This is a genomic window from Desulfitobacterium nosdiversum (assembly GCF_049860565.1).
In the GTDB taxonomy this organism is placed as follows: Bacteria; Bacillota; Desulfitobacteriia; order Desulfitobacteriales; family Desulfitobacteriaceae; genus Desulfitobacterium_A; species Desulfitobacterium_A nosdiversum.
In genome coordinates this window covers 2,795,326-2,814,829 of record NZ_CP172056.1, presented here as the reverse complement: position 1 = coordinate 2,814,829, position 19,504 = coordinate 2,795,326, and the positions used below count along the sequence as shown (strand labels likewise).

Below are 19,504 nucleotides of genomic sequence, written 5' to 3'. Positions count from 1 at the left end.
GAAATTCTTCCAAAAGAAGAAATTGAGGTGTGTAGAATGTTCCCCCAAATTGCAGTCGGTACACTCGAACAAGGTTTGATGTACGCTATCATGGTTCTGGGAGTTTATTTAACGTTTCGTATTCTTGATTATGCTGATCTAACCGTCGAAGGAAGTTTCACCCTTGGAGGTGCAACGGCAGCTATCTTAATTTTCAACGGGATGAATCCCTGGCTAGCCACAGTTATTGCTTTTGCAGCCGGCTGTTGTGCTGGATACTTTACCGGTTTTCTGCATACTCGCTTTAAGATTTCTCCCCTGCTCACGGGTATTTTAACAATGACCGCACTTTATTCCATAAATTTACGGATTATGGGACGTGCCAATGTATCCTTGCTTAAAGCACGGACTATTTTTACGGACTTTATAAAAATACCGGGAATGCAAACGTATGGTGTATTGCTTTTATCCTTCATGACAATACTCGTAATTGGAGTTCTCCTCTTTCTATTCCTGAAAACGGAACTAGGCCTGGCTATGCGCGCAACAGGCGATAATGAATTAATGATTCGCAGCCTTGGCGTAAACACAAATGGCACCAAATTATTAGGGTTGGCACTCTCCAATGGGTTAGTTGCTCTGGCCGGTAGTTATATTGCTCAAAATCAGCAATTTGCAGATGCCGGTATGGGAATTGGAATGATTGTTGCAGGTTTAGCTTCTTTAATTATCGGAGAAGTTCTTATCGGAACATCCAGCCTTGGACGCGGAATATTTGCTGTTATTTGCGGGGGTATTATTTACCGAATTATTATCGCTGTTGCATTGCAAATTGGTCTTGCCCCTACTGATTTAAAGATGATAACAGCATTTATCGTTATCATTTCTTTAGCTGCACCTAATATGAAGTTTAAGGTTTCTGCTTTGAGCGGTGTTATACGTGGAAAGGAGACCCATTATGCTAACAATAAATAATCTCTCGAAAATATTTAACCAAGGAACGATCAATGAAAAAAAGGCATTGGATCATTTGCAGCTGCACTTGGAACCCGAAGATTTTGTAACAGTAATTGGGTCTAACGGCGCTGGCAAATCAACATTGATGAATGTTATCGCAGGAACCTTTCCACCGGATCAGGGGCAAATCATTATCGATGATAAAGATGTTACCAAGCTGCCATCCTATAAAAGAGCCGGGTTTATCAGCCGGGTATTTCAGGACCCGATGTCCGGAACTGCAGCATCAATGACAATTGAGGAAAACTTAATTATGGCTTTAAAACGCGGTGAACCAAGACGGTTACGCTGGGCACTTAACGGTAAAGATCGCAATTTTTTTCAAGAGGAGCTAAAGAAACTCAATTTAGGTTTAGAAGGAAGATTAACGACGAAGGTCCGTCTTCTGTCCGGCGGACAACGACAGGCGTTAACCCTGTTGATGGCAACCTTGAAAAAACCCCAACTGCTCCTTCTTGATGAACACACAGCAGCACTTGATCCCAAGACTGCTGAAAAAGTATTAGAATTAACATGTACTGTTACTAAACAATCTCATTTAACTACACTTATGATTACGCATAACCTTGAACAAGCTTTATCTGTCGGAAATCGTACGATAATGATGCACGATGGCAGAATCATACTCGATCTCAAGGGTGCAGAAAGAGCAAATATGACGATGAACCGCTTGCTTGAAATGTTTGAAAAAGCCAGCGGTGTGCATATGAATAATGATCGAATGATGTTAGCCGGTACTTTTTAAATGAAGGTGCTCACACCTCCCCCACAGGTTAATTTAATTAACCTATGGGGGTTTTTTTGTTTAAAGTATGATTTTTGCTTGAGTTCTTTTAATTTCATCACCAGATATTGATATTTCTCGTTTTAAATCAACCGAGTAAAGGGTAGCTTTTGTTACCTTTATTTTGAGTAAGTTTTCGACGGCCAACGCATATAAGGAAAGTTGAACTATATAGCGATCTTTAAGTGCCTTTTCGGGAAAATTCACTGACCTTATGTGATCTGTTTTATAATCTAATATTTCGGCGCTTTTGCAGTCATCAGAAAGTATTAATGCATCAATCATGCCTTGAATAAGAACTCCTTGTGGAGGAAGCATCAACGAAAAAGGAACTTCTCGCCGCACATCTTGAGCTAAGAGTAAACGCTTGCCAACAGGCGATTTCATCAAGCCGAGAACATGATCCACTGAAAGTACGGATGCCTGTTCCCCTGTAAGAAGTTCATGGTTAACTAAGGCCTGAATCAGTCCTTCGATTTGTGCTTTTTGTTCTTCTTCAGAAAACTGATCCCAGCTTTGAGCCCATTTAGCCAGCGGCAAATGTTCCATAAGGGTATGGAAAGCAATTCCTCGTTCTGCAGGAGTTAATTCTTGGTGTGTCTGGACAAATTTAGGCCGTACATAATCTTTCACTTGAGGAGTTTGTATCGAATCCGCCGTATATTCTCCAATATTCCATGTATAACGACGTTTGAGTTCGCTCACATTCGTTTTCGACACTTGGTGTACAGCTTCAGGATACGGATAAAGCCAACTTAAGCGTTTATCCACTTCTGTATACCATTCCTCAGGGCTTCGATCCACGGATTTCATTGATTCCATTGAAATGATCTTAGCAGCTTCTTCAATGCCATCATTCTCCGTTTTCGTTTTTGTTAAGGAAGCATCTCTAGAATTAAGGGCCTCGTTCAGTATAACTGACCAAGAGGAAGTATCATCTCGCAAATTTATAGAACCCAAGTTATTATCCACATCATTTTCAGACAAAGCAGCTTTAAAAGAGTTTTTGCCGAAGAGTTTATCCGGATGTCGAGCTAACGCAGGGCCGATCCAATCCAGAAAGTGTTTAGCATTTCGCAGTTGACCATTTGGAAATGTTTGCTCTGTACAGGAAGCTAAACTCTGCCAGTGTTGGATTTCTTCCTGTAATTTCGGCAGCGATCCATAAAGGAATAATCTCTCCTTGGCACGTGTTAAGGCAACATAAAGGATGCGCAGTTCTTCAGCAAGGGATTCCTGCCAAAGACGTTCTTTTACCGCCTTTTGAATAAAAGATGGATAGCGAATGCGATTATCCACATCCATCAAAGGAATCCCGACGCCTAAATTGGAGTGAAGTAAAAGATTTCCGCTGATACTTCGTGTATTAAACTTTTTACCTAACCCAACGACAAAGACAATTGGGAATTCTAATCCTTTACTTGCATGAATCGTTATAAGGCGTACTACATCTTCATTTTCACCAAGCGCTCTGGCGCTGCCTAGATCCTTCCCCTGTCCTTGAAAGCGTTCAAGAAACCGCAGGAATCGGAACAAGCCGCGATACGTTGTAGATTCAAATCGACAGGCCCGATCATAAAGAGCGCGAAGATTCGCCTGACGTTGGGAGCCGCTGGGCAAAGTACCGACATAGGCAAGATAGCCCGTTTCTTGATATAGGTACCATAGCAGATCAGCTAAAGAATTTTGACGGGCAAATTGACGCCAGTCTTGGAGCTTGGTATAAAATATACCTATTTTATCTTTAAATGTGGGAGCATCCTTAAGAATCTTTATTGCTTTGTCTAAAAGTTCTGGTAAGATTTTCGAATATGGCTTAAGGATTTCCTGAATCTCTTGCAAATGACCGGATGCGTCATATTCATCCGCTGTTTGTTCAGGTTCCTGTGCTTCGCATATACCTTTGTCTAATTGTTGAGATGCCCAGTAAGCGAAAATAAAAGCATCATAGAAATCTCCTTGAGGTAACATGGACCGTAATTTACCCAGTTCTGTTCCATTGAGGCCTACAAAAGCAGAACGAAGAACCGAGGCAAAAGGGATATCCATTCTGGGATTGTCAATGATTTTCAAAAGTGAAAGCATCGTTTCAACTTCACTTGCTCCAAAATAACCGCTGCTTGTCTCAGCATAAACAGGAATCCCCATCGCTTGGAATTCTTCGACATAGAGCGGAGCAATGGCAGAGAATGAACGCGTAAGTATCACAATATCGGAATATCGAGCGGGGCGGAAATCTTGAAAATTTTTATCATAGATCTGGAATTCCTTATCCATGATAATCTTCTGAATTCTATCAGCTACCAGCCTTGCCTCGATACGGACTGTTTCAAGATCCTCCAGTGAAAATTCATCCTCTAATGTTTTTTCATTAGATGAGCTATTCAATGATTCAGTTTCACTGTTCGCTCCGTCCTCTTCCCTACTCTCTTTAAACGGTGTCCAATCCCCATTTTCCTCTGGATCGTTTGATACTTGATTTTGACCAGTCTGTTTTAAAATTTGAGGATCAAACAAGTGAACTTCAATCGGGCCTTCTGCTGTTTTAAGCTGATCATGATCACTTACAAAATTAGCGCCATAACATAAAGCTGCCTGATCATCATAGGCGATTTCCCCTGCCCCTTCTGTCATGATTTGGCGAAATAGGAAGTTAACTCCCTCAATAATCTCTCGACGGCTTCGAAAATTACGATTAAGATCTATGACTAATTTTTCTGATACCGGCTTCTCGCTGGCATCCCAATGGGGTAGGTTCATGTACTTTGCGAGAAATAGACGCGGATCAGCCATTCGAAATCTGTAAATGCTCTGTTTAACATCACCTACCATAAAGAGATTGGGAGATGCTCCATCCTGGCGGGATACAGATTGTAAAATTTTTTCCTGTACGGAGTTGATATCTTGATATTCATCAACCATAACTTCGGCAAATCGTTCTTGAAGTGCTAAGGCGACAGGCGTTAATTCTTGGTTGTCAATTAAAATTTGAAGCGCGAAGTGCTCCAAGTCTGAAAAATCAACAATATTTCGCTGTCGTTTGGCTTGGGCATAATCATTGGAAAATTCCTTAACAACATCTGCCAAGGTTTGAGCGAGATCCCCCATTTCTTTGAGTCTAGGAAGCTGTTCCTCAAGCGTAATTTGAAAAAGATCCTTAAATAGTTTATCAAATTTCTTTTTAGCTTCGTTACGAGCTTTTTTTGCCTCTTCTAAAATTAATTTTTGGTTTTTCTCAGTAATCTTAAGTTCTATTGATGCAGCATTGGATTCAGGGTTTGTTGTTTCTGTACATGATTTACTTTTCCGCGGACCCGCTGGGAGTTTGGGGAATTTCGAAGCTTCTTGAAAAAACTCTTCTACTTCAGACCAACTCCCGTTATCTAGGGTTTTATCAAGCATTTGCAAGCGAAGCAGGTCATCCTCGAGACACTGCAAATAGTGTATAGGCCCTCCCGGTTGGATACTTAACTTATAAGCACGCTTTATCAAGTTAATACTTTCTTCAACCTTATCTTTAACCGCTTGACGAACTGAATTCCCCCACTCACTATTGGCTAATTCTTCAGCAGTTCGCCAGTTGTAGGCATTAGATAAACTTTCAAGCCACGCTAACGGATCAACTTGACTTGTCGAGAATTCATAGAGCTTTAAAACATTTTCCATTAATGCTTGATCATCGCGATCTGAGCCAAAAGCTTCAACTAAATTATGAAAGGATTTGTTTTCCTGACCATAATATTTTTCAAAGAGGTCTTCTACCACATCTTGACGTAATAAATCTGCTTCGGCTTGATCAGCTACCCTGAAGGCGGGATCAAGTTCAATTCTATAAAAGTTTTGGCGTATCAATTCCATACAAAACGAATGTAAGGTATTAATACTTGATCTATGAAGAAGTGTACGTTGGTGGAGGAGATATTCAACCTCGGCTGAATCCGTCTCTTTAAATAAAGCATCATCTAAAGCCTTGCCAATCCTTTCACGCATCTCGTTAGCTGCCGCTTTAGTAAACGTAAGAACGAGGAATCGGTCTACATCCACACGTTCTTTCAGATCGGTGATACGTTGAATTAAACGCTCTACGAGAACTGCCGTCTTTCCTGATCCAGCGGCAGCAGCAACAAGCAATTGCCCTCTGCCATCAATTGCTGCCTGTTGCTCTACTGTCCATTTCGTTTCACTCAAACTTCTCACCATCCTTTACAGAATTACTGTCTTCATCCCCTAACCAGTTCAATTCAGCGGTGTGCGGCGGTTTAGGGACAGCGGTTGCTGTTTTTTCCTTATCCATAAGGTTCCACACCTCAGGATCTTTGAGAACGGATAAATCGCGATAACGATTTTCAGCTAACAATACATCAAAATGACATAAGGGCTTAAATTCACAATATTGGCAGGCATTTTCCTGACCCTGACGATATGGAGAAATCGAAATATTACCCGACATGATTTCCTCCCCAGATCGTTTAAGATAAGCATGTAAATACTCTCGAAGCTGATCAAATTGTTCATCGGTTAGGACATTCGAGTTTTTGCGAAATTCTAAATCCTTCGTAAGCTTGATTCCAAGTAAATCAGATTGTCCAGCGGATAAACTTTGATCCATTGCTTCTAAAACCCGCCGGTCAGCAAGCAGAAATCCTTTAACCTTGACAGCTTTGATTTTTTGCGTATCTACTTGATCATTATTGAGAAGCGTTTTAGAGTCAATAAGCGGCTCAACAACAGGAAAATAAAGAAATCCCGCGGGATTCACTGAAATTATTGATGACTTAGAGGCATGTTCATCAGAGGCGGCCTTAGTTTCAGTAAGAAGAACCTCGGCGCCTTGTAATGCTGCATCCAGATAAGCCAATAATTGCAGGTCAAGCCCATAATAAATGTGATTCAAACTGACATGGGATTGACGGGACTTATAATCTAAAATCCTCAGGTAGACTTGTCCATCCAAGGCTGCAGCATCTATCCGGTCAATCTGTCCGCGAAGGAGAAGCGAATTTCCTTCACTAAGTGGAACCTCTATGCCCGGAAGCAGTTTACCGGGGCCAAAGGGAACTTCAAGTTGAATAGGAACAAATTTTCCTGAACGCACATGTTCACCTAGGACACGAACCGCGTGGTGAACCGTGCGTTTAAGTTTATGTTTTAGATAACGGTAACGTGCGTTGCTTAATAAAATTTGATTTTGGAGTTGAGGCGCTATTTTTTCTGCAAGATTATTGACCAGATCCCAAGATTCCTGCTTAGATAAACTTCCCCAGTCTAAATTATCTTCGCGAACTTTATCGGCAAAGTCATGCAATACCGCATGGAAAAACTGTCCCATATCCAGGCTTGCCAATTGGTAAATCGAGCGTTCTTGAAGCCTTAGACCGTATTTCGAAAAATGGGCAAATGGACATTTTGCAAATTGTTCCAAGCGGGAAACACTGGTCAACAGACGTTTCCCGTAAAGCCGGCGCGCTAATCGTATCGGGATTTTTTCTTCACGGTTTTCTGCTGAAACTCCTTGTTTAAGGAGCGTAATTTGCTGATGATAATCCGAATTATTGTGATACCAGGATTGCACTGCTTGCCATAAGGGTGAAAGAGTTTTATCCTCTCGAAGCTGAATCAGATGGCTTGCATAAAGCGGAAGCAAAGGACGGGGATGGCTGATTTGAAGTAATTCATCAACATCTCCATTCCCAAAATATTTTTCATTCAGATTAGGAAACAAAACTCGAAGCCGGGTAATAACCGGTGAAACTGTGAGTGCTTTTCCTTCTTCATCCGTTAATGAATATGTAATATAAAGACGGTCCGTTGCTAAAGTTAAAGCAGTATAGATGAGGAAATGCTCTTCAAACATCTGGGCTTTCCCTTTAGGAGCTAAAGATAAACCCAACTCTTCGAGATGCTCTCTTTCCTCGTCGTCTAGAACACCTTCTGACTTCGTCCGGGCAGGAAGGATTCCTTCATTTGCTCCAATAAGAAAAAGAATTTTAATTTCAGGATTTCGTGAACGGTCCAAGGAACCGACCATAATTTGATCCAAACCTGGAGGGATCAATCCGAGTTTTAGATTTTCTAATCCAGAGGCAAGAATTAAAGCATAATCCTGAAGCTCTAAATTTTCTTCTCCTAAACCGGCAATCATTTCATCTAATACGTTAATTACAGCCTCCCAGATTTGTTCCTGAAGACGTGCTTCATCTAAATTACCTTTTTGACGGGCTTTCGCAGCCCAGCATTCAAGTGTATCAGGAACATGTAGTTCTACAAGAAAATTGTAGATTGCTTCAGTTAAATTACGGACATTGATCCATTTTTCCTGACTTGGTTCATTCGATCCCTGAAACAGTGCGACAGTATCAATAAAAGGTTGAAGGGCTAGCAATACTATTTGCCGAGACTGGTTAATCAAAGCAAGGATTTCGTTTTCGCTCCGGATCTGAGCCTCTTGACTTCCTAAACTCCAACGGAAGGAAAAATTCCATTCCTTTCCTGACGTCCACGCTTTACCGCGAATTCCATTGGCCAGGCAATAGTTTTCCAGTCGATCTAGTGAGTCTTGGGATAATGGAAAAAAACCTGTTTTTAGAGCGCGAAAAAGCGGTTCATAAGCCCAGTCGCTCCGAATGATTTCAATAAAGGATTGAAGCAATTCAAGTAGCGGATGATGAAGAATCGGACGTTTACTATCTAGAAAATAGGGAAGATCAAAAGCGTTAAAAATGTGTTTGATAATTTCTTGATAAATTGATAGATCCCGGGTAATAACCGCCATATTCGACCACCGAAGTCCTTCTTCTCGAGCAAGCCTGCGCAGCTCTTGAGCGACAACTTCGACTTCGGCACGGCGATTTACGGCCGATAAGACCTGAAGTCCTTCCGTTTTTTCAGTAGACTGAATATCAAACGAATTTGTAGGATAGGCATAATAATTTTTCTCAAGATGACATAACTCATCATTTGTAAAGCGAAGGGTTTTTTCAAGGAAGACGGGAGGCAAAATTTGTTTCCCTGCCGTCCGGGCAAGTCGGGTCAATTTCTGGTACGTCTTCCAGGGTACTGTAAAAACCTCTTCCCCCGGCTGAACAAATTCCGTTTGATTATGATGTTGATTAATACACTGTGAATCTAAGGGTAATGTAATAAAGATCTTCGGTGCGGTCTTTAGCATCTTTTCAATAACGAAGAGTTCTAAAGGCGTAAAATCCTTAAAGCCATCAATCCAAATTGTTGCATTCCGCAGGCTGGATGATATCGGAATTTTCTGCGCAACAATTGCTAATTCATCGTCAGGGTCAAGGACATGATGACCCAGCGACTGGTTAAAGGCGTCATAAATTAAGGCAAGTTCCTGTAATTTTTGAGTGAGCACGGAATTAGAGTCTTCGATCTTCAACAGATCCTCGGGAGTCACTCGGTAGGTCTTAAATTCACTGATGAGTTGAGCAAGAATATCTGCCATTCCCGGCCTAGTCGCTGAGCGCGCAAAAATTTGAAGCTGGGGTTTATATTTTAAAAGCAGGCGTCTTAACAGCATACGTTTCCCCATGTCTCCTAGGACAGTTTTACTCCCGCCTCCAGTTTCTGAGAATACCCTCCAACCTAGGCGCCTGAAACTAAGAACTTGGGAACGCATAATACCACCAAAACCGGAAGCCTGGGCTAAATTTATCTCCATTTGATGGGTGGATTGCTCTGGGACAAGAAGAATGAGCGGAGCACCTAACGGATCCTTTTTATTCTCTTCTATGATTTCATTAAGACAATATGTACTTTTACCCGTACCGGCCCGACCCAGTATAAATTGAATACTCACACGCGTTCTCCTCCCTTCACTGTTCGATTATACCATGAGTTCTTAGCCTTTTATGATATTTATTATTAAATCACAAACCACAATTTACCACAAATATATATTTTACTATGGGAGAAATTATTTAAGGAGGTGTTTATAAAAATGCAAAATCAATCCGACATCCAAAAAATTAAACAAGACATTCAACGTGATCTGCAATCCGGAAGCACACAAGGACAACAAGCCGGTTCTCCAGGATCTGGATTTACTAATCAAGCTGAAGTCCAAAAAGTTAAACAAGACATTCAAAACGATCTGCAATCTGGAAGCACGCAAGGACAAGCGGGCCCTTCAGGATCTGGATTTACTAATCAAGCTGAAGTTCAAAAAGTTAAACAAGATATTCAACGTGATTTACAATCTTAATCTAAAAGAATTATCTTTTAGTTAAAAGCGAAATGGGGCTGTTGCAAAACAGCCCCTTCTTCGTGCGCACAATATTTATGGACTATTGCAAAAGACCCGAAACTACAAGACCATAGGTTTTGCGACACTGCCATTTTTATGCTAGGTTATATAAAGGGTAATAAAACAGGGAATCTCATAAGAAGAGATTCCCTGTTTATTATCTCTATTATATTTTAAGTTTATTGAAGGTTGGGATCAGCTTGTTCTGAGCCTTGTTGTGTTGAACTTGGGCTCTGACCCATTTGGATGGCAGTTGAACCTTGGCCCATTGATCCTTGTAACATTTGTTGTGAATTTTGAGCCATATTTTGAAGTTGAGATTGTGCTTGTTCAATAAAATCATTCATTTGCGTCAACGCTCTTGAAGATTGAATGGCTTGACTGGCTTGATTTAAAGATTGTGTTGCGGCTTGAATGGATTTTTGTAATTGGTCTAAACTTTGCATTTGTTCTTGTTTAGATTGATTTTTAAATTGGTTCATTTGACCAAATAATTGCGAAAGCTGTTGCTGCCCTTGATCTTGTCCCATTCCACTTTTTTGTGATCCTAAATTGGATTGAAGGCTGGAAATCGCTTGCTGCATCTTTACATATTGATCTTTTAAAGCACTTAATTCTTCAGCCACTTCCATGTCAGCTTTAAGGCTTTCTAAGGATGAAGTATAATCTTTCTTACTCATAGTTATCCTCCCAAAATTATTTTTTTTCAAACCGTAAATATGTTGTCATAAATCAGCTCAATATATGAGGTTAATTTATGAATCAATTTAGTTAACAAATTATTATAGACTAAATTAGTATCTATCGCGGCGCCGGGCACTGCTCTTGACTTCCATTATATAAGGTCTAAACTCTGATTGCCCGTAGGCGCTGTTCCACCATTTCCAGAAATCATTGCTATCAGAGTTTATAAGTTTTCTATAGCTCATCTTTTTCACCTCTTCAGAATAATCTCTATAGATGCCAGATATTAGATGCTTAGAATGTTTAACATCAAATTCTTTAAGGTGAGTCAAGGATATTAAATTTTGTTATTTGGCAGCAAGGGGTGGAGTTGTCTGCTTAACGGTTAAAGGGTCACCCGCATAACCAATACTTAAATTACGTGCGAGTTCTGAGTTTAAACAGACTAAATCATCTCTTCCCAACTCTGTAATCTTCGATTTCCCCATAGCTTGAAGTGCCATTTTCATTTCTGAAACGCAGGAAGAAAGGAAATTGGCAAGATGTTGGCTTCCCTCTTCAATATCAAATTCATCTTTTAATTGTCCATCATAAAGAGCAAGCTGGTGTGCAGGATGGTCGGGAAGTGCTTTAGTGATTTGGCTTTGAAGTGTTGCCAGCACAGCTATTGAACCAATATAGACTGCATCAGCACCTAAAGCTAGAGCCTTAAGCATTTCACCGGGTGTCCTTAATCCACCTGCTGCAATAACAGTAAAACGCTCCCTTATTCCTTGCTGTCTTAACCAATTGATGGTTCTCCCTAACCCAAATAAAGTCGGCAAGCCCATGTCATCTTCCAAGGTCGGCGCGGCAGCGGCTGTCCCGCCTTCCTGTCCATCGATAACAATGAAATCTGCTTGAGTTTGAGCGATAACTTCAAGCTCCTTTTCCATGAAATGGGTTGCAGCTATTTTTATGCCAACCGGAACTGGATAATCTTTCTTCAAATTATTAATTAGGTTAATGATGTCTTTCGCATTATTTACATTGGGCAGCCTTGATTTTTTTCCTGTATTTCCACCTGCATCTATTTTCCATAGCTCGCGGAGATGTTCATCCATTTTATCTTCAGAGCCTGATGAAGTAACTGCTCCCCCCCATGCGCCTTGACCAAGCTGAACTTCTATTGCATCAACTTTTTCTAACTGCTCACGAGAATTCAACCAACCTCCGCGATTATATTGACCAATTAAGAATTTTGCAGAGTCACGTTCTTCATGAGAAACAGCTGACTCACCCGTATTTGTAGCAGTACCCGCAAGTGAGGCTCCCTTGGCAAGTGCTATTTTCATCGGCAGATTCAGTGATCCGCCATATGACATTCCTGTGATTAAAATCGGTATATCTAATTTAAGAGGTCTTTTCGCTCTGGGTCCTATAGTGACCTTGGTATCTATTGTTGTTTCATCTGGCGTAGGAAGTTCAAAAAGTTGTCTGGGATTGAGCAAGAGTTGTTCCCAAGGTGAAAGACGGAGCGCGCTTCCGAACGGTCGTGATAAAGGCTGGCCAGTTTGAGCACGTATGCCGGCTTCCATCACTGCTCGTACAGTAAGTTTTTCAAAGGTTGTTGTCATAACCAATGGATTATTGGGATACGGTTCTGTTAACATGGTCTTAAGTATTTGATCAGTTAAAGGATTCATTAGACGGAGCATCAATTCATTTAACATTTAAACACCTCTTTTGGAAAATTAAAATTCAGCCCTAGTATGTGTTATAGCAAACTATTCTATAAACGATCGTTAAAATAAATAACAAGATATGCAAAAACTAAATTCTTCAAATCTAAAGTGACACAGCAGTACAAGCGTCCTTCTTTCACTGTCAAAGTAAAAGGAGGACGCTTGTATTTATTTGATATAGTTCTATTTAAGTTAGCTATAATAAGTCTGCAGCAAAGCTTGCCAATTCACTTCTCTCTCCTTTTGTTAGACGTACTTGCCCATAAAAATGTTTACCTTTTAAGCGCGAGGTTAAATGCGCGATCCCATTGCTCTCCTTATCCAAGTAAGGATGGTCGATTTGATCCGGATCGCCGCAAAGAACAATTTTAGTTCCATCTCCTGCTCGCGTAATGATGGTTTTGATCTCGTGTACAGATAAATTTTGCGATTCATCGATAATTAAAAATTGATTTGGAATACTGCGTCCACGGATATAGGTTAAGACTTCGATTTCCAGCTGGTGTTTTTTCTTTAATAAATCTATTGCACTATCCACTATGGAATCCGAATTTTTATCACGGTCTTTTTCTTTTTTAGGTCTAAGCAAAAGTTCCAAGTTATCATAAATTGGCTGCATATAGGGCCTAACTTTATCCTCCTTTTCCCCCGGCAAGTAACCGATATCTTTACCAAAGGGAACTATCGGGCGTGCACAAAGAAGGCGGGAATAAATTTCTGAGTGAATCGTCTGTTCTAAGCCACTGGCCAAGGCCAGCAAAGTTTTTCCCGTACCCGCTGGACCCATTAGGTTGACGAGACTGATCGAGGGATTATTTAAAATTTGCAAAGCCCAGGTTTGTTCAATGTTCTTTGGTGATATATCCCAGGTACCAATTTTACCTGGAGGCTGATAATAAAGCTCGAAGCCGGTGGTCGAGCTGATTAGAGGCAAGATATGGTTTTCAGAAATAATCCCCTTAACGCAGGCGTTTGCAGGTAAAGGAGCTGGCGCTATAATTTTCCCCAAACGATAAAGTAAGTTCACCTCTTCGTCTCTTAATGTTAAAGAAATTATTTCATCGGCCAGCGCTGGGAAAACGACCTTGTCTTTTGTATAATCCTGGGTTTTGACACCTAGAGCATCGGCTTTAATCCTCATGGCAATATCCTTAGTTACTAATATGACAGGTCTTTTTTCCTCCCGGGTTAGATTAGCTGATACAGTTAGTATTCGATTATCAGCGAGAGTAAAATCATAAAAAAGCGGAAGAGCTTCATCAGAGGCATGATTGAGCTCAATTCTTAATATTCCGCCGTTGTCTAATTTTACCCCTTTTGCTAACGAGCCATTATGCCGAATACTGTCAAGATGCCGTATTATTTCACGTGCTGACCTGCCTACGTTATCCGCTAAACGTTTCTTGCTTTCAAGTTCTTCAAGAACTGCGTAGGGAATAACTATCTCGTTATCTTCAAATTGAAATATTGCGTCAGGATCATGAAGCAAAACGCTGGAATCAAGAACAAAGACCTTCTGCAAAATAGGAACACCCCTCTTCTTCAGTTTTACGATCTAAGCATGGCGGGTTCTTCCCTTCCTTCTGTACTTGCTTATTCATATTCATAAGACAAGCTTAACTATTCCCCGGAAAAAAATAAAGAAAACTTGGCTTTCACCCGATGACACTGTCTTCACACTTGTTAGCTTCGCGCAGGTGAAAGCCTTAGTTGCACTTATACTATCTACCGATAAAAATTTTATACTGATACTATAAACAAATAACCGCCCTTTGAGGACGGCTTCATTCAGTACAGTTATTCTTGGATATATTTTTGAATTTGCTCCAGAGAGGCTTGAGCATCAAAGTAACCAAGGGAATATAGATGGGTTAACTTTTCAGGATTCCTTTCCAAACGGTCCACCTTTAAAGGCTCGGAAGGACGTAATACTAAGACTTGATTAAGCTTTTCCATGCTTTCTATCTGTTCCAATGAAGAATTATATATTTCGTGTCGTTTTAAGAGAGCTTGAACGAGTTCAGGATACCGAGAATAAAAGCGGCGGGCAATCCATTGATGGTTAAAGGGCTTTTTGCGGTAATCCTTGTTCCGGGTTAGGATAATCACGTTTTTCGAATTACCATCTTGCATGGACTTTAGAATAGGAATCGGGTCAACAATTCCTCCATCAAGTAAGGAGGAGTCCTTGACATCAACTGTGGGGGAGATAAAAGGAAGGCTGCTGGAAGCCATCAGAACTTTTAATATTTGGTCAGGATCACACTCTGATTTTTCAAAATACATTGGGTGACCTGTCAGGCAATCTGTGGTACCTATAAGATATTTTTGTTTGGAGCGATAAAAGGTTTCAAAATCAAAGGGTTCAAGATGTTTGGGAATTTCATTAAAGACAAAATCCATTCCAAAGAGGCTCTTTGTTTTTAGCAAGTTGTGGTAACTTATGTATCGAGGATCACGAATATAGCCTATATTTACTTTACGATTTCGGCCTTTTTGACGTGATATATAGGAGGCTGCATGACAGGCTCCAGCAGATACTCCTATTACATAAGGGAAATGCAAATCTTGTTCGAGAAAAAAATCGAGTACTCCGGCAGTATAAAGCCCTCTCATCCCTCCTCCTTCAAGGACAAGTCCTATTGAAGAGGAAGGAAATGAATTTATTAAGGTTTTCATATGATATCACCTTTTATCCATAAATTATTAATGTATTGGTTAATAATCTTGAATCACGAGTTGAGCATTTGATGTAAAATATCGTGTATAACCCAATAATACAACAATTAAACTGGCAATCGCAGATGCCCCGGAAATCATAAACATGACTAAGATTTGATAACGGACAGCCTGGATCGGATCTGCGCCTGCTAAAATTTGCCCGGTCATCATTCCGGGAAGCTGCACCAGACCCACGGTCTTCATGGAATCCACTGTAGGAATCATCCCTGCTTTGATAGCCGATTGGATAACTGGCAAAGCTGCCTTTTTAGGCGTTGCTCCAAGCGAAAGAGCTAATTCTATCTCTGCCCTTCTTAGCTTAAATTCATTGCTTAAACGATTTAATGTTACACCTGCTGCAACCATGCTATTCCCTACAATCATTCCGCTTAGAGGAATAATGTATTGTGCTGTTACCGGAATAATTCTTAAAAAAAGCAGCAATAAGAGTGTCACAGCTTCACTCACGGTTATCCCTATTAAGACAATCCTTTGAGCGTTGGGAATTCCTTTACCTCTTTTCGCCGCGTTACGCGCTGCTACTCCAATCATCAGAGTAAGCATAAGGAGAATAAATAACCAGGAATGAGCGGCAAAAACATAAGATAAGATATAGCCGACAATTGTAAGTTGAATAATGGATCGGATCACTCCGACTGCGAGATCCTTTTCTAATCCTAGTTCCTGATAACGTGAAATAATCGCCGCCAGTCCGACAAACCCCAAAGAAAACCCTAAAGATAAATAAGTCATTCCACTCCCCCCAATCGGCCTTCTAAGTAAGCCCTTCCCTCAGGAGTTAACGGATGCTCAAAGAAGTCAGCTGCTTTTCCGTTTTCCTGCACCTTTCCTTGATAAAGAAGAGTTACATTTTCTGCTACGCGTTGAGCTTGATGCAGATCATGAGTAACCCAAACTACTGTAAGTCTTTGTTCCTTACAAAGGTTCGTTACAACTTCTTCTAAATGTTCACATGCTTGTGCGTCAAGAGCCGATGTTGGTTCATCAAGCAAAAGAACTTCAGGATGATTCGCAAGAGCGCGAGCAATAGAAACTCTTTGTTGCTGCCCCCCTGATAATGTATTAGGATCACGGTTTCCGAAATCAGAGCTTAAACCAACGAATTGAAGGTAATGATTTGGATCTGGAAGTTCTTCCTTAATTAAGCGAGGACCGTAGAGAATATTATCACAAACCGTTCCCGGAAAGAATATTGCTTTTTGCATTACTAATCCCACACGGCGACGCATTTCAAGAATATTGAGAGAACGCGTTTCTATGTTATCGATATAAATATTTCCTTCGTTAATTTGACGTAAACGGTTCAAGGTATAAAGCAATGTGCTCTTTCCGCTTCCGGACGGCCCAAGTAAAGCATGAACCTGACCCTCGTGAATCTTGAGACTTACATTATCTAATATCTTCTGTGTGTTTTCGTTTTCTTCGAGTAATAGGGATATGTTCTCGACCTTTATCTTTACTTTATCGCTCATATTAAGTTCCTTCCATAAACTTTATCGTATCAGCACATATTGTTTATTTTCATTATTATACCATATCAAAGCATAGGAGCGAGCAAAGCTGCGTTTGCCTCTTTCATTCGCTGCCAAAGACTTCGTTGGCTAAATTCCGTGTAATCGATAATTTTACTGTCCTTTAAATCCTGTAAAAAATCTTCATATAAACGTTCAGCTATTTCCGAGCTATAAATCAGAGCGCTCAGCTCAAAATCGATCTGGAAACTGCGGATATCAAAGTTTGCTGAACCGACAATGCTTACTTGTTGATCTATGATAAGGACTTTACTATGAAGTATTCCTTTCTGATAACGGTAAATTTCAACACCAGATTTTAAAAGTTCCTCGAAATAGGCAGCAGAAGCAAGATATGGAAGTCGATGGTCAGGTTTACCCTGAACAAGAATAACGACCCTCAAGCCGCTGAGGGCAGCAGATTTGAGTGCCATCACCATACTCTCATCCGGTATAAAATAAGGTGTTGTTAAAAAGATTTCTCTTTGTGCAGTCGCCACAAGTGTAAAAAATAATTCTTTTATGGGTTCCCGCAAAGAATCTGGGCCTCCCGCAAGAATTTGAGTCAGTATTTCCTCCGAAACTTCAGGCTGAGGATAAAAACGGCGATCATATAGTTCTTGTTGTGTTAAGAAATACCAATCATTTAGGAATGTTGCCTGCATCTTATGTACACTTTCTCCTTCGAGACGCAGGTGAGTATCTCGCCAAAAACCAAGCTTGGGATCCTTGGATATATATTCATTTCCTATATTTAGCCCGCCAAGATACCCGACTTTCCCATCAATCACGACTAGTTTACGATGATTTCGAAAATTTATGGTTTTAAATAGCTGAGGAAATATAAATGGGAAAAACAAATAAACGTCAATTCCTGCATTGCGCATTTTTTGAATAAAGGCTTTCGATAAAGTGTGACATCCAAGAGCGTCAAGTATAACGCGTACCTGTAATCCGGATTTTACTTTACTTATTAACAGATTAATAAGTGCATTTCCAAGCTCGTCATCGCGAAATATATAATATTCAAGGTGAATATGATCCTTAGCCTTTTTCAAATCCTCAAATAGAGAATCAAATTTCTGTTGGCCGTTTGTTAAAACGCGGATGGAATTATATTGAGATAAAGGTGCCTTGGCACTTTGCAACGTTAAATAAGATAATCGCTTGCTTATTTCGGAATAATCGTCAAAGAAAATATTCTTCTTTTTGAGCAATTTCTCTTGTTTTTGAAGGATTTGATTTAACGGGCTATGCGGTTGGTGCTTGTTTTTAAAAAGGCGGCCTTTATGTCCTGAATAACCCAAAATAAAATACATTATGCCGCTCAAAAATGGCCATAGTGCAAAAAGAGCTAACCAAGATACCAGCATGTTTGGCTTTCTGCTCTCTATCATGATAATCAGCTGTGCTAATAAAATGCTTAAAGCCGGCAATATTATAATCAATAAAATATAAGTCAAATTAAATCCACTCCCTCAGTTCAATCTCAATTAAGAGTCGACTACGAGGTAGTATACGCAAAAATCGATAGCTTCATTTAACAGCTATCGGTATAGCGTTCTTATAATTTATTTGCTTTTCTGTCCCCAAGTAAAGTTTCCTATAATCATAGCGATTAAAATAAGAAATCCAGGATGAATTTGGGTAAAAAACATTAAGGCAAGGGCTCCAATAGCGATACCCCATGTAACAGGAGAATTTTTGGGAAACGCTTTTTTACCAAGATCATAAGCGGATTGAGCGATAAGAATTACAACCACTGGCCGAACAGCCGTTAATGCTGCTTTTAAAATCGGAGCATTTGAATAACGAATAAGTAAGTCACCTAAAAAAACAGTGATTAATAATGTTGGGAGAATAGTCCCAGTTAAACCGGCTAAAACACCCAGCCAACCTGCAACCCTATACCCAACATAACTTGCCAATTTAGTGATAATCGGGCCTGGAAGTGAATTGCTTACGGCCAAAGCATCGGCAAATTCTTCATCCGTCATCCAGTGATAACGTGATACTACCTCATTTTGAATTAAGGGTATGGTCGCAGGTCCGCCTCCGAACGAAAGATTGGCTGCCCGTGTAAAAGCAATAAAAACGTCCCAAATATTTTTTGACATGTATAAATCCCCTTCGTTTACCGAAAAACTAAAATACCGAACGCCATTGATAATAGTATAATAATACCAGGATGCAGCTTTAATTTAAAAAGTGCAAATAAGGTAAAGATTACAATTACGATATTATAAATATTAAAGGATGTATTCATCCCTATATCAAAAGCTGTTTTGGCAACGAGCACAGTAACAACAGGACGTACACCTTTGAGCATTCCTTTAAGAATAGGAGAGTTCATATGTTTCATTAAAAAATTGGTTAAGAAGATAACAACAAGGGTTGTTAAGCCAATCGTTCCCAATAATGCAACCAAAACACCTAACCAACCAGAAACATGGTAGCCAACAAAGCCGGCTAAAAGAGTGGCAATGGGTCCAGGCAATGCTGTAGATATTGCTAAGCCGTCTGAAAACTGTGCAGGTGTCAACCAATGATATCGGGATAAGGTTTCAGCCTGAACAAGGGGAATAATCGCTGGGCCTCCGCCAAATGCTAAGTTGCTCGCTCTAAAAAAGCCAATAAATAGATCCCATAACTGCATTTACCTGTGCATCTCCAGTCGTATCCGCCTTATCGTAAATCTTGAAACGAAGTTTCATACAAAGATTATTATATCAGAGAGACTATAGGATTGAGAATAGATGTATACAAAAACAGCTAGGAATATCACCTAGCTGTTTGCTTAATC

At 40.2% G+C, this 19,504-nt stretch carries 14 protein-coding genes; 3 read left to right on the top strand and 11 right to left on the bottom strand.

Annotated features, from left to right (window positions below):
* The first annotated feature begins 36 nt into the window (after positions 1-36).
* Together ACHOLT_RS13525 and ACHOLT_RS13520 are read left to right on the top strand one after the other, a co-directional pair.
* The gene (locus tag ACHOLT_RS13525) at positions 37-954 is read left to right on the top strand and encodes an ABC transporter permease (RefSeq protein WP_425808063.1); all 918 of its coding nucleotides are present in this window, start codon (positions 37-39) and stop codon (positions 952-954) included.
* Positions 938-1,741 carry an ABC transporter ATP-binding protein gene (locus ACHOLT_RS13520; RefSeq protein ID WP_425801554.1) on the top strand — a complete coding sequence of 268 codons (804 nt, stop codon included), beginning with the start codon at positions 938-940 and terminating at the stop codon, positions 1,739-1,741. The genes ACHOLT_RS13525 and ACHOLT_RS13520 overlap by 17 nt, the downstream gene beginning before the upstream one ends.
* A 60-nt stretch (positions 1,742-1,801) precedes the next feature.
* On the opposite strand, the gene ACHOLT_RS13515 is transcribed toward ACHOLT_RS13520, so the two are convergent.
* Together ACHOLT_RS13515 and addB are read right to left on the bottom strand one after the other, a co-directional pair.
* Entirely contained in the window at positions 1,802-5,968 is a 4,167-nt protein-coding gene (locus tag ACHOLT_RS13515) for a UvrD-helicase domain-containing protein (RefSeq protein WP_425801552.1), read from the bottom strand.
* Complete coding sequence (gene addB / locus ACHOLT_RS13510) at positions 5,961-9,587, bottom strand: helicase-exonuclease AddAB subunit AddB (RefSeq protein ID WP_425808061.1); 3,627 nt, start codon at positions 9,585-9,587, stop codon at positions 5,961-5,963. Before addB ends, ACHOLT_RS13515 begins: the two co-directional genes overlap by 8 nt.
* 147 nt (positions 9,588-9,734) lie before the next feature.
* On the opposite strand from addB, the gene ACHOLT_RS13505 reads away from it, so the two are divergent.
* Positions 9,735-9,998 carry a hypothetical protein gene (locus ACHOLT_RS13505; protein ID WP_425801549.1) on the top strand — a complete coding sequence of 88 codons (264 nt, stop codon included), beginning with the start codon at positions 9,735-9,737 and terminating at the stop codon, positions 9,996-9,998.
* Positions 9,999-10,219: 221 nt separating this feature from the next.
* On the opposite strand, the gene ACHOLT_RS13500 is transcribed toward ACHOLT_RS13505, so the two are convergent.
* The 9 genes from ACHOLT_RS13500 to ACHOLT_RS13460 form a co-directional block, all read right to left on the bottom strand.
* Positions 10,220-10,720: a hypothetical protein gene (locus ACHOLT_RS13500; RefSeq protein WP_425801547.1), complete on the bottom strand. Its 501-nt coding sequence runs from the start codon at positions 10,718-10,720 to the stop codon at positions 10,220-10,222.
* Positions 10,721-11,071: 351 nt separating this feature from the next.
* Entirely contained in the window at positions 11,072-12,436 is a 1,365-nt protein-coding gene (locus tag ACHOLT_RS13495) for an FMN-binding glutamate synthase family protein (RefSeq protein WP_425801544.1), read from the bottom strand.
* A 208-nt stretch (positions 12,437-12,644) separates the two neighbouring features.
* Positions 12,645-13,970, bottom strand: a complete 1,326-nt coding sequence (locus ACHOLT_RS13490) for a PhoH family protein (protein WP_425801542.1) — start codon at positions 13,968-13,970, stop codon at positions 12,645-12,647.
* A 275-nt stretch (positions 13,971-14,245) separates the two neighbouring features.
* Positions 14,246-15,127, bottom strand: coding sequence for a patatin-like phospholipase family protein (locus ACHOLT_RS13485; protein WP_425801539.1), 882 nt, complete (start codon positions 15,125-15,127; stop codon positions 14,246-14,248).
* A 39-nt stretch (positions 15,128-15,166) separates the two neighbouring features.
* Positions 15,167-15,922 (bottom strand): ABC transporter permease, encoded by a 756-nt coding sequence (locus ACHOLT_RS13480; protein WP_425801536.1) that lies wholly within the window; start codon positions 15,920-15,922, stop codon positions 15,167-15,169.
* Positions 15,919-16,662 carry a phosphate ABC transporter ATP-binding protein gene (locus ACHOLT_RS13475; protein WP_425801533.1) on the bottom strand — a complete coding sequence of 248 codons (744 nt, stop codon included), beginning with the start codon at positions 16,660-16,662 and terminating at the stop codon, positions 15,919-15,921. Before ACHOLT_RS13475 ends, ACHOLT_RS13480 begins: the two co-directional genes overlap by 4 nt.
* 65 nt (positions 16,663-16,727) lie before the next feature.
* On the bottom strand, positions 16,728-18,164 hold the full coding sequence (gene cls / locus ACHOLT_RS13470) for a cardiolipin synthase (RefSeq protein WP_425801531.1): 1,437 nt from the start codon (positions 18,162-18,164) through the stop codon (positions 16,728-16,730).
* 108 nt (positions 18,165-18,272) lie between these two features.
* Positions 18,273-18,818 carry a chromate transporter gene (locus ACHOLT_RS13465; protein ID WP_425801529.1) on the bottom strand — a complete coding sequence of 182 codons (546 nt, stop codon included), beginning with the start codon at positions 18,816-18,818 and terminating at the stop codon, positions 18,273-18,275.
* A 17-nt stretch (positions 18,819-18,835) separates the two neighbouring features.
* On the bottom strand, positions 18,836-19,357 hold the full coding sequence (locus ACHOLT_RS13460) for a chromate transporter (RefSeq protein ID WP_425801526.1): 522 nt from the start codon (positions 19,355-19,357) through the stop codon (positions 18,836-18,838).
* Positions 19,358-19,504 lie beyond the last annotated feature (147 nt).

Excerpts from the sequence above, each read along its gene's own strand:
- ACHOLT_RS13525 (WP_425808063.1), top strand. The coding sequence starts at position 37 with ATGTTCCCCCAAATTGCAGTCGGTACACTCGAACAAGGTTTGATGTAC.
- ACHOLT_RS13520 (WP_425801554.1), top strand. The coding sequence starts at position 938 with ATGCTAACAATAAATAATCTCTCGAAAATATTTAACCAAGGAACGATC.
- ACHOLT_RS13505 (WP_425801549.1), top strand. The coding sequence starts at position 9,735 with ATGCAAAATCAATCCGACATCCAAAAAATTAAACAAGACATTCAACGT.
- ACHOLT_RS13500 (WP_425801547.1), bottom strand. The coding sequence starts at position 10,720 with ATGAGTAAGAAAGATTATACTTCATCCTTAGAAAGCCTTAAAGCTGAC.
- ACHOLT_RS13495 (WP_425801544.1), bottom strand. The coding sequence starts at position 12,436 with ATGTTAAATGAATTGATGCTCCGTCTAATGAATCCTTTAACTGATCAA.
- ACHOLT_RS13485 (WP_425801539.1), bottom strand. The coding sequence starts at position 15,127 with ATGAAAACCTTAATAAATTCATTTCCTTCCTCTTCAATAGGACTTGTC.
- ACHOLT_RS13480 (WP_425801536.1), bottom strand. The coding sequence starts at position 15,922 with ATGACTTATTTATCTTTAGGGTTTTCTTTGGGGTTTGTCGGACTGGCG.
- ACHOLT_RS13475 (WP_425801533.1), bottom strand. The coding sequence starts at position 16,662 with ATGAGCGATAAAGTAAAGATAAAGGTCGAGAACATATCCCTATTACTC.
- ACHOLT_RS13465 (WP_425801529.1), bottom strand. The coding sequence starts at position 18,818 with ATGTCAAAAAATATTTGGGACGTTTTTATTGCTTTTACACGGGCAGCC.
- ACHOLT_RS13460 (WP_425801526.1), bottom strand. The coding sequence starts at position 19,357 with ATGCAGTTATGGGATCTATTTATTGGCTTTTTTAGAGCGAGCAACTTA.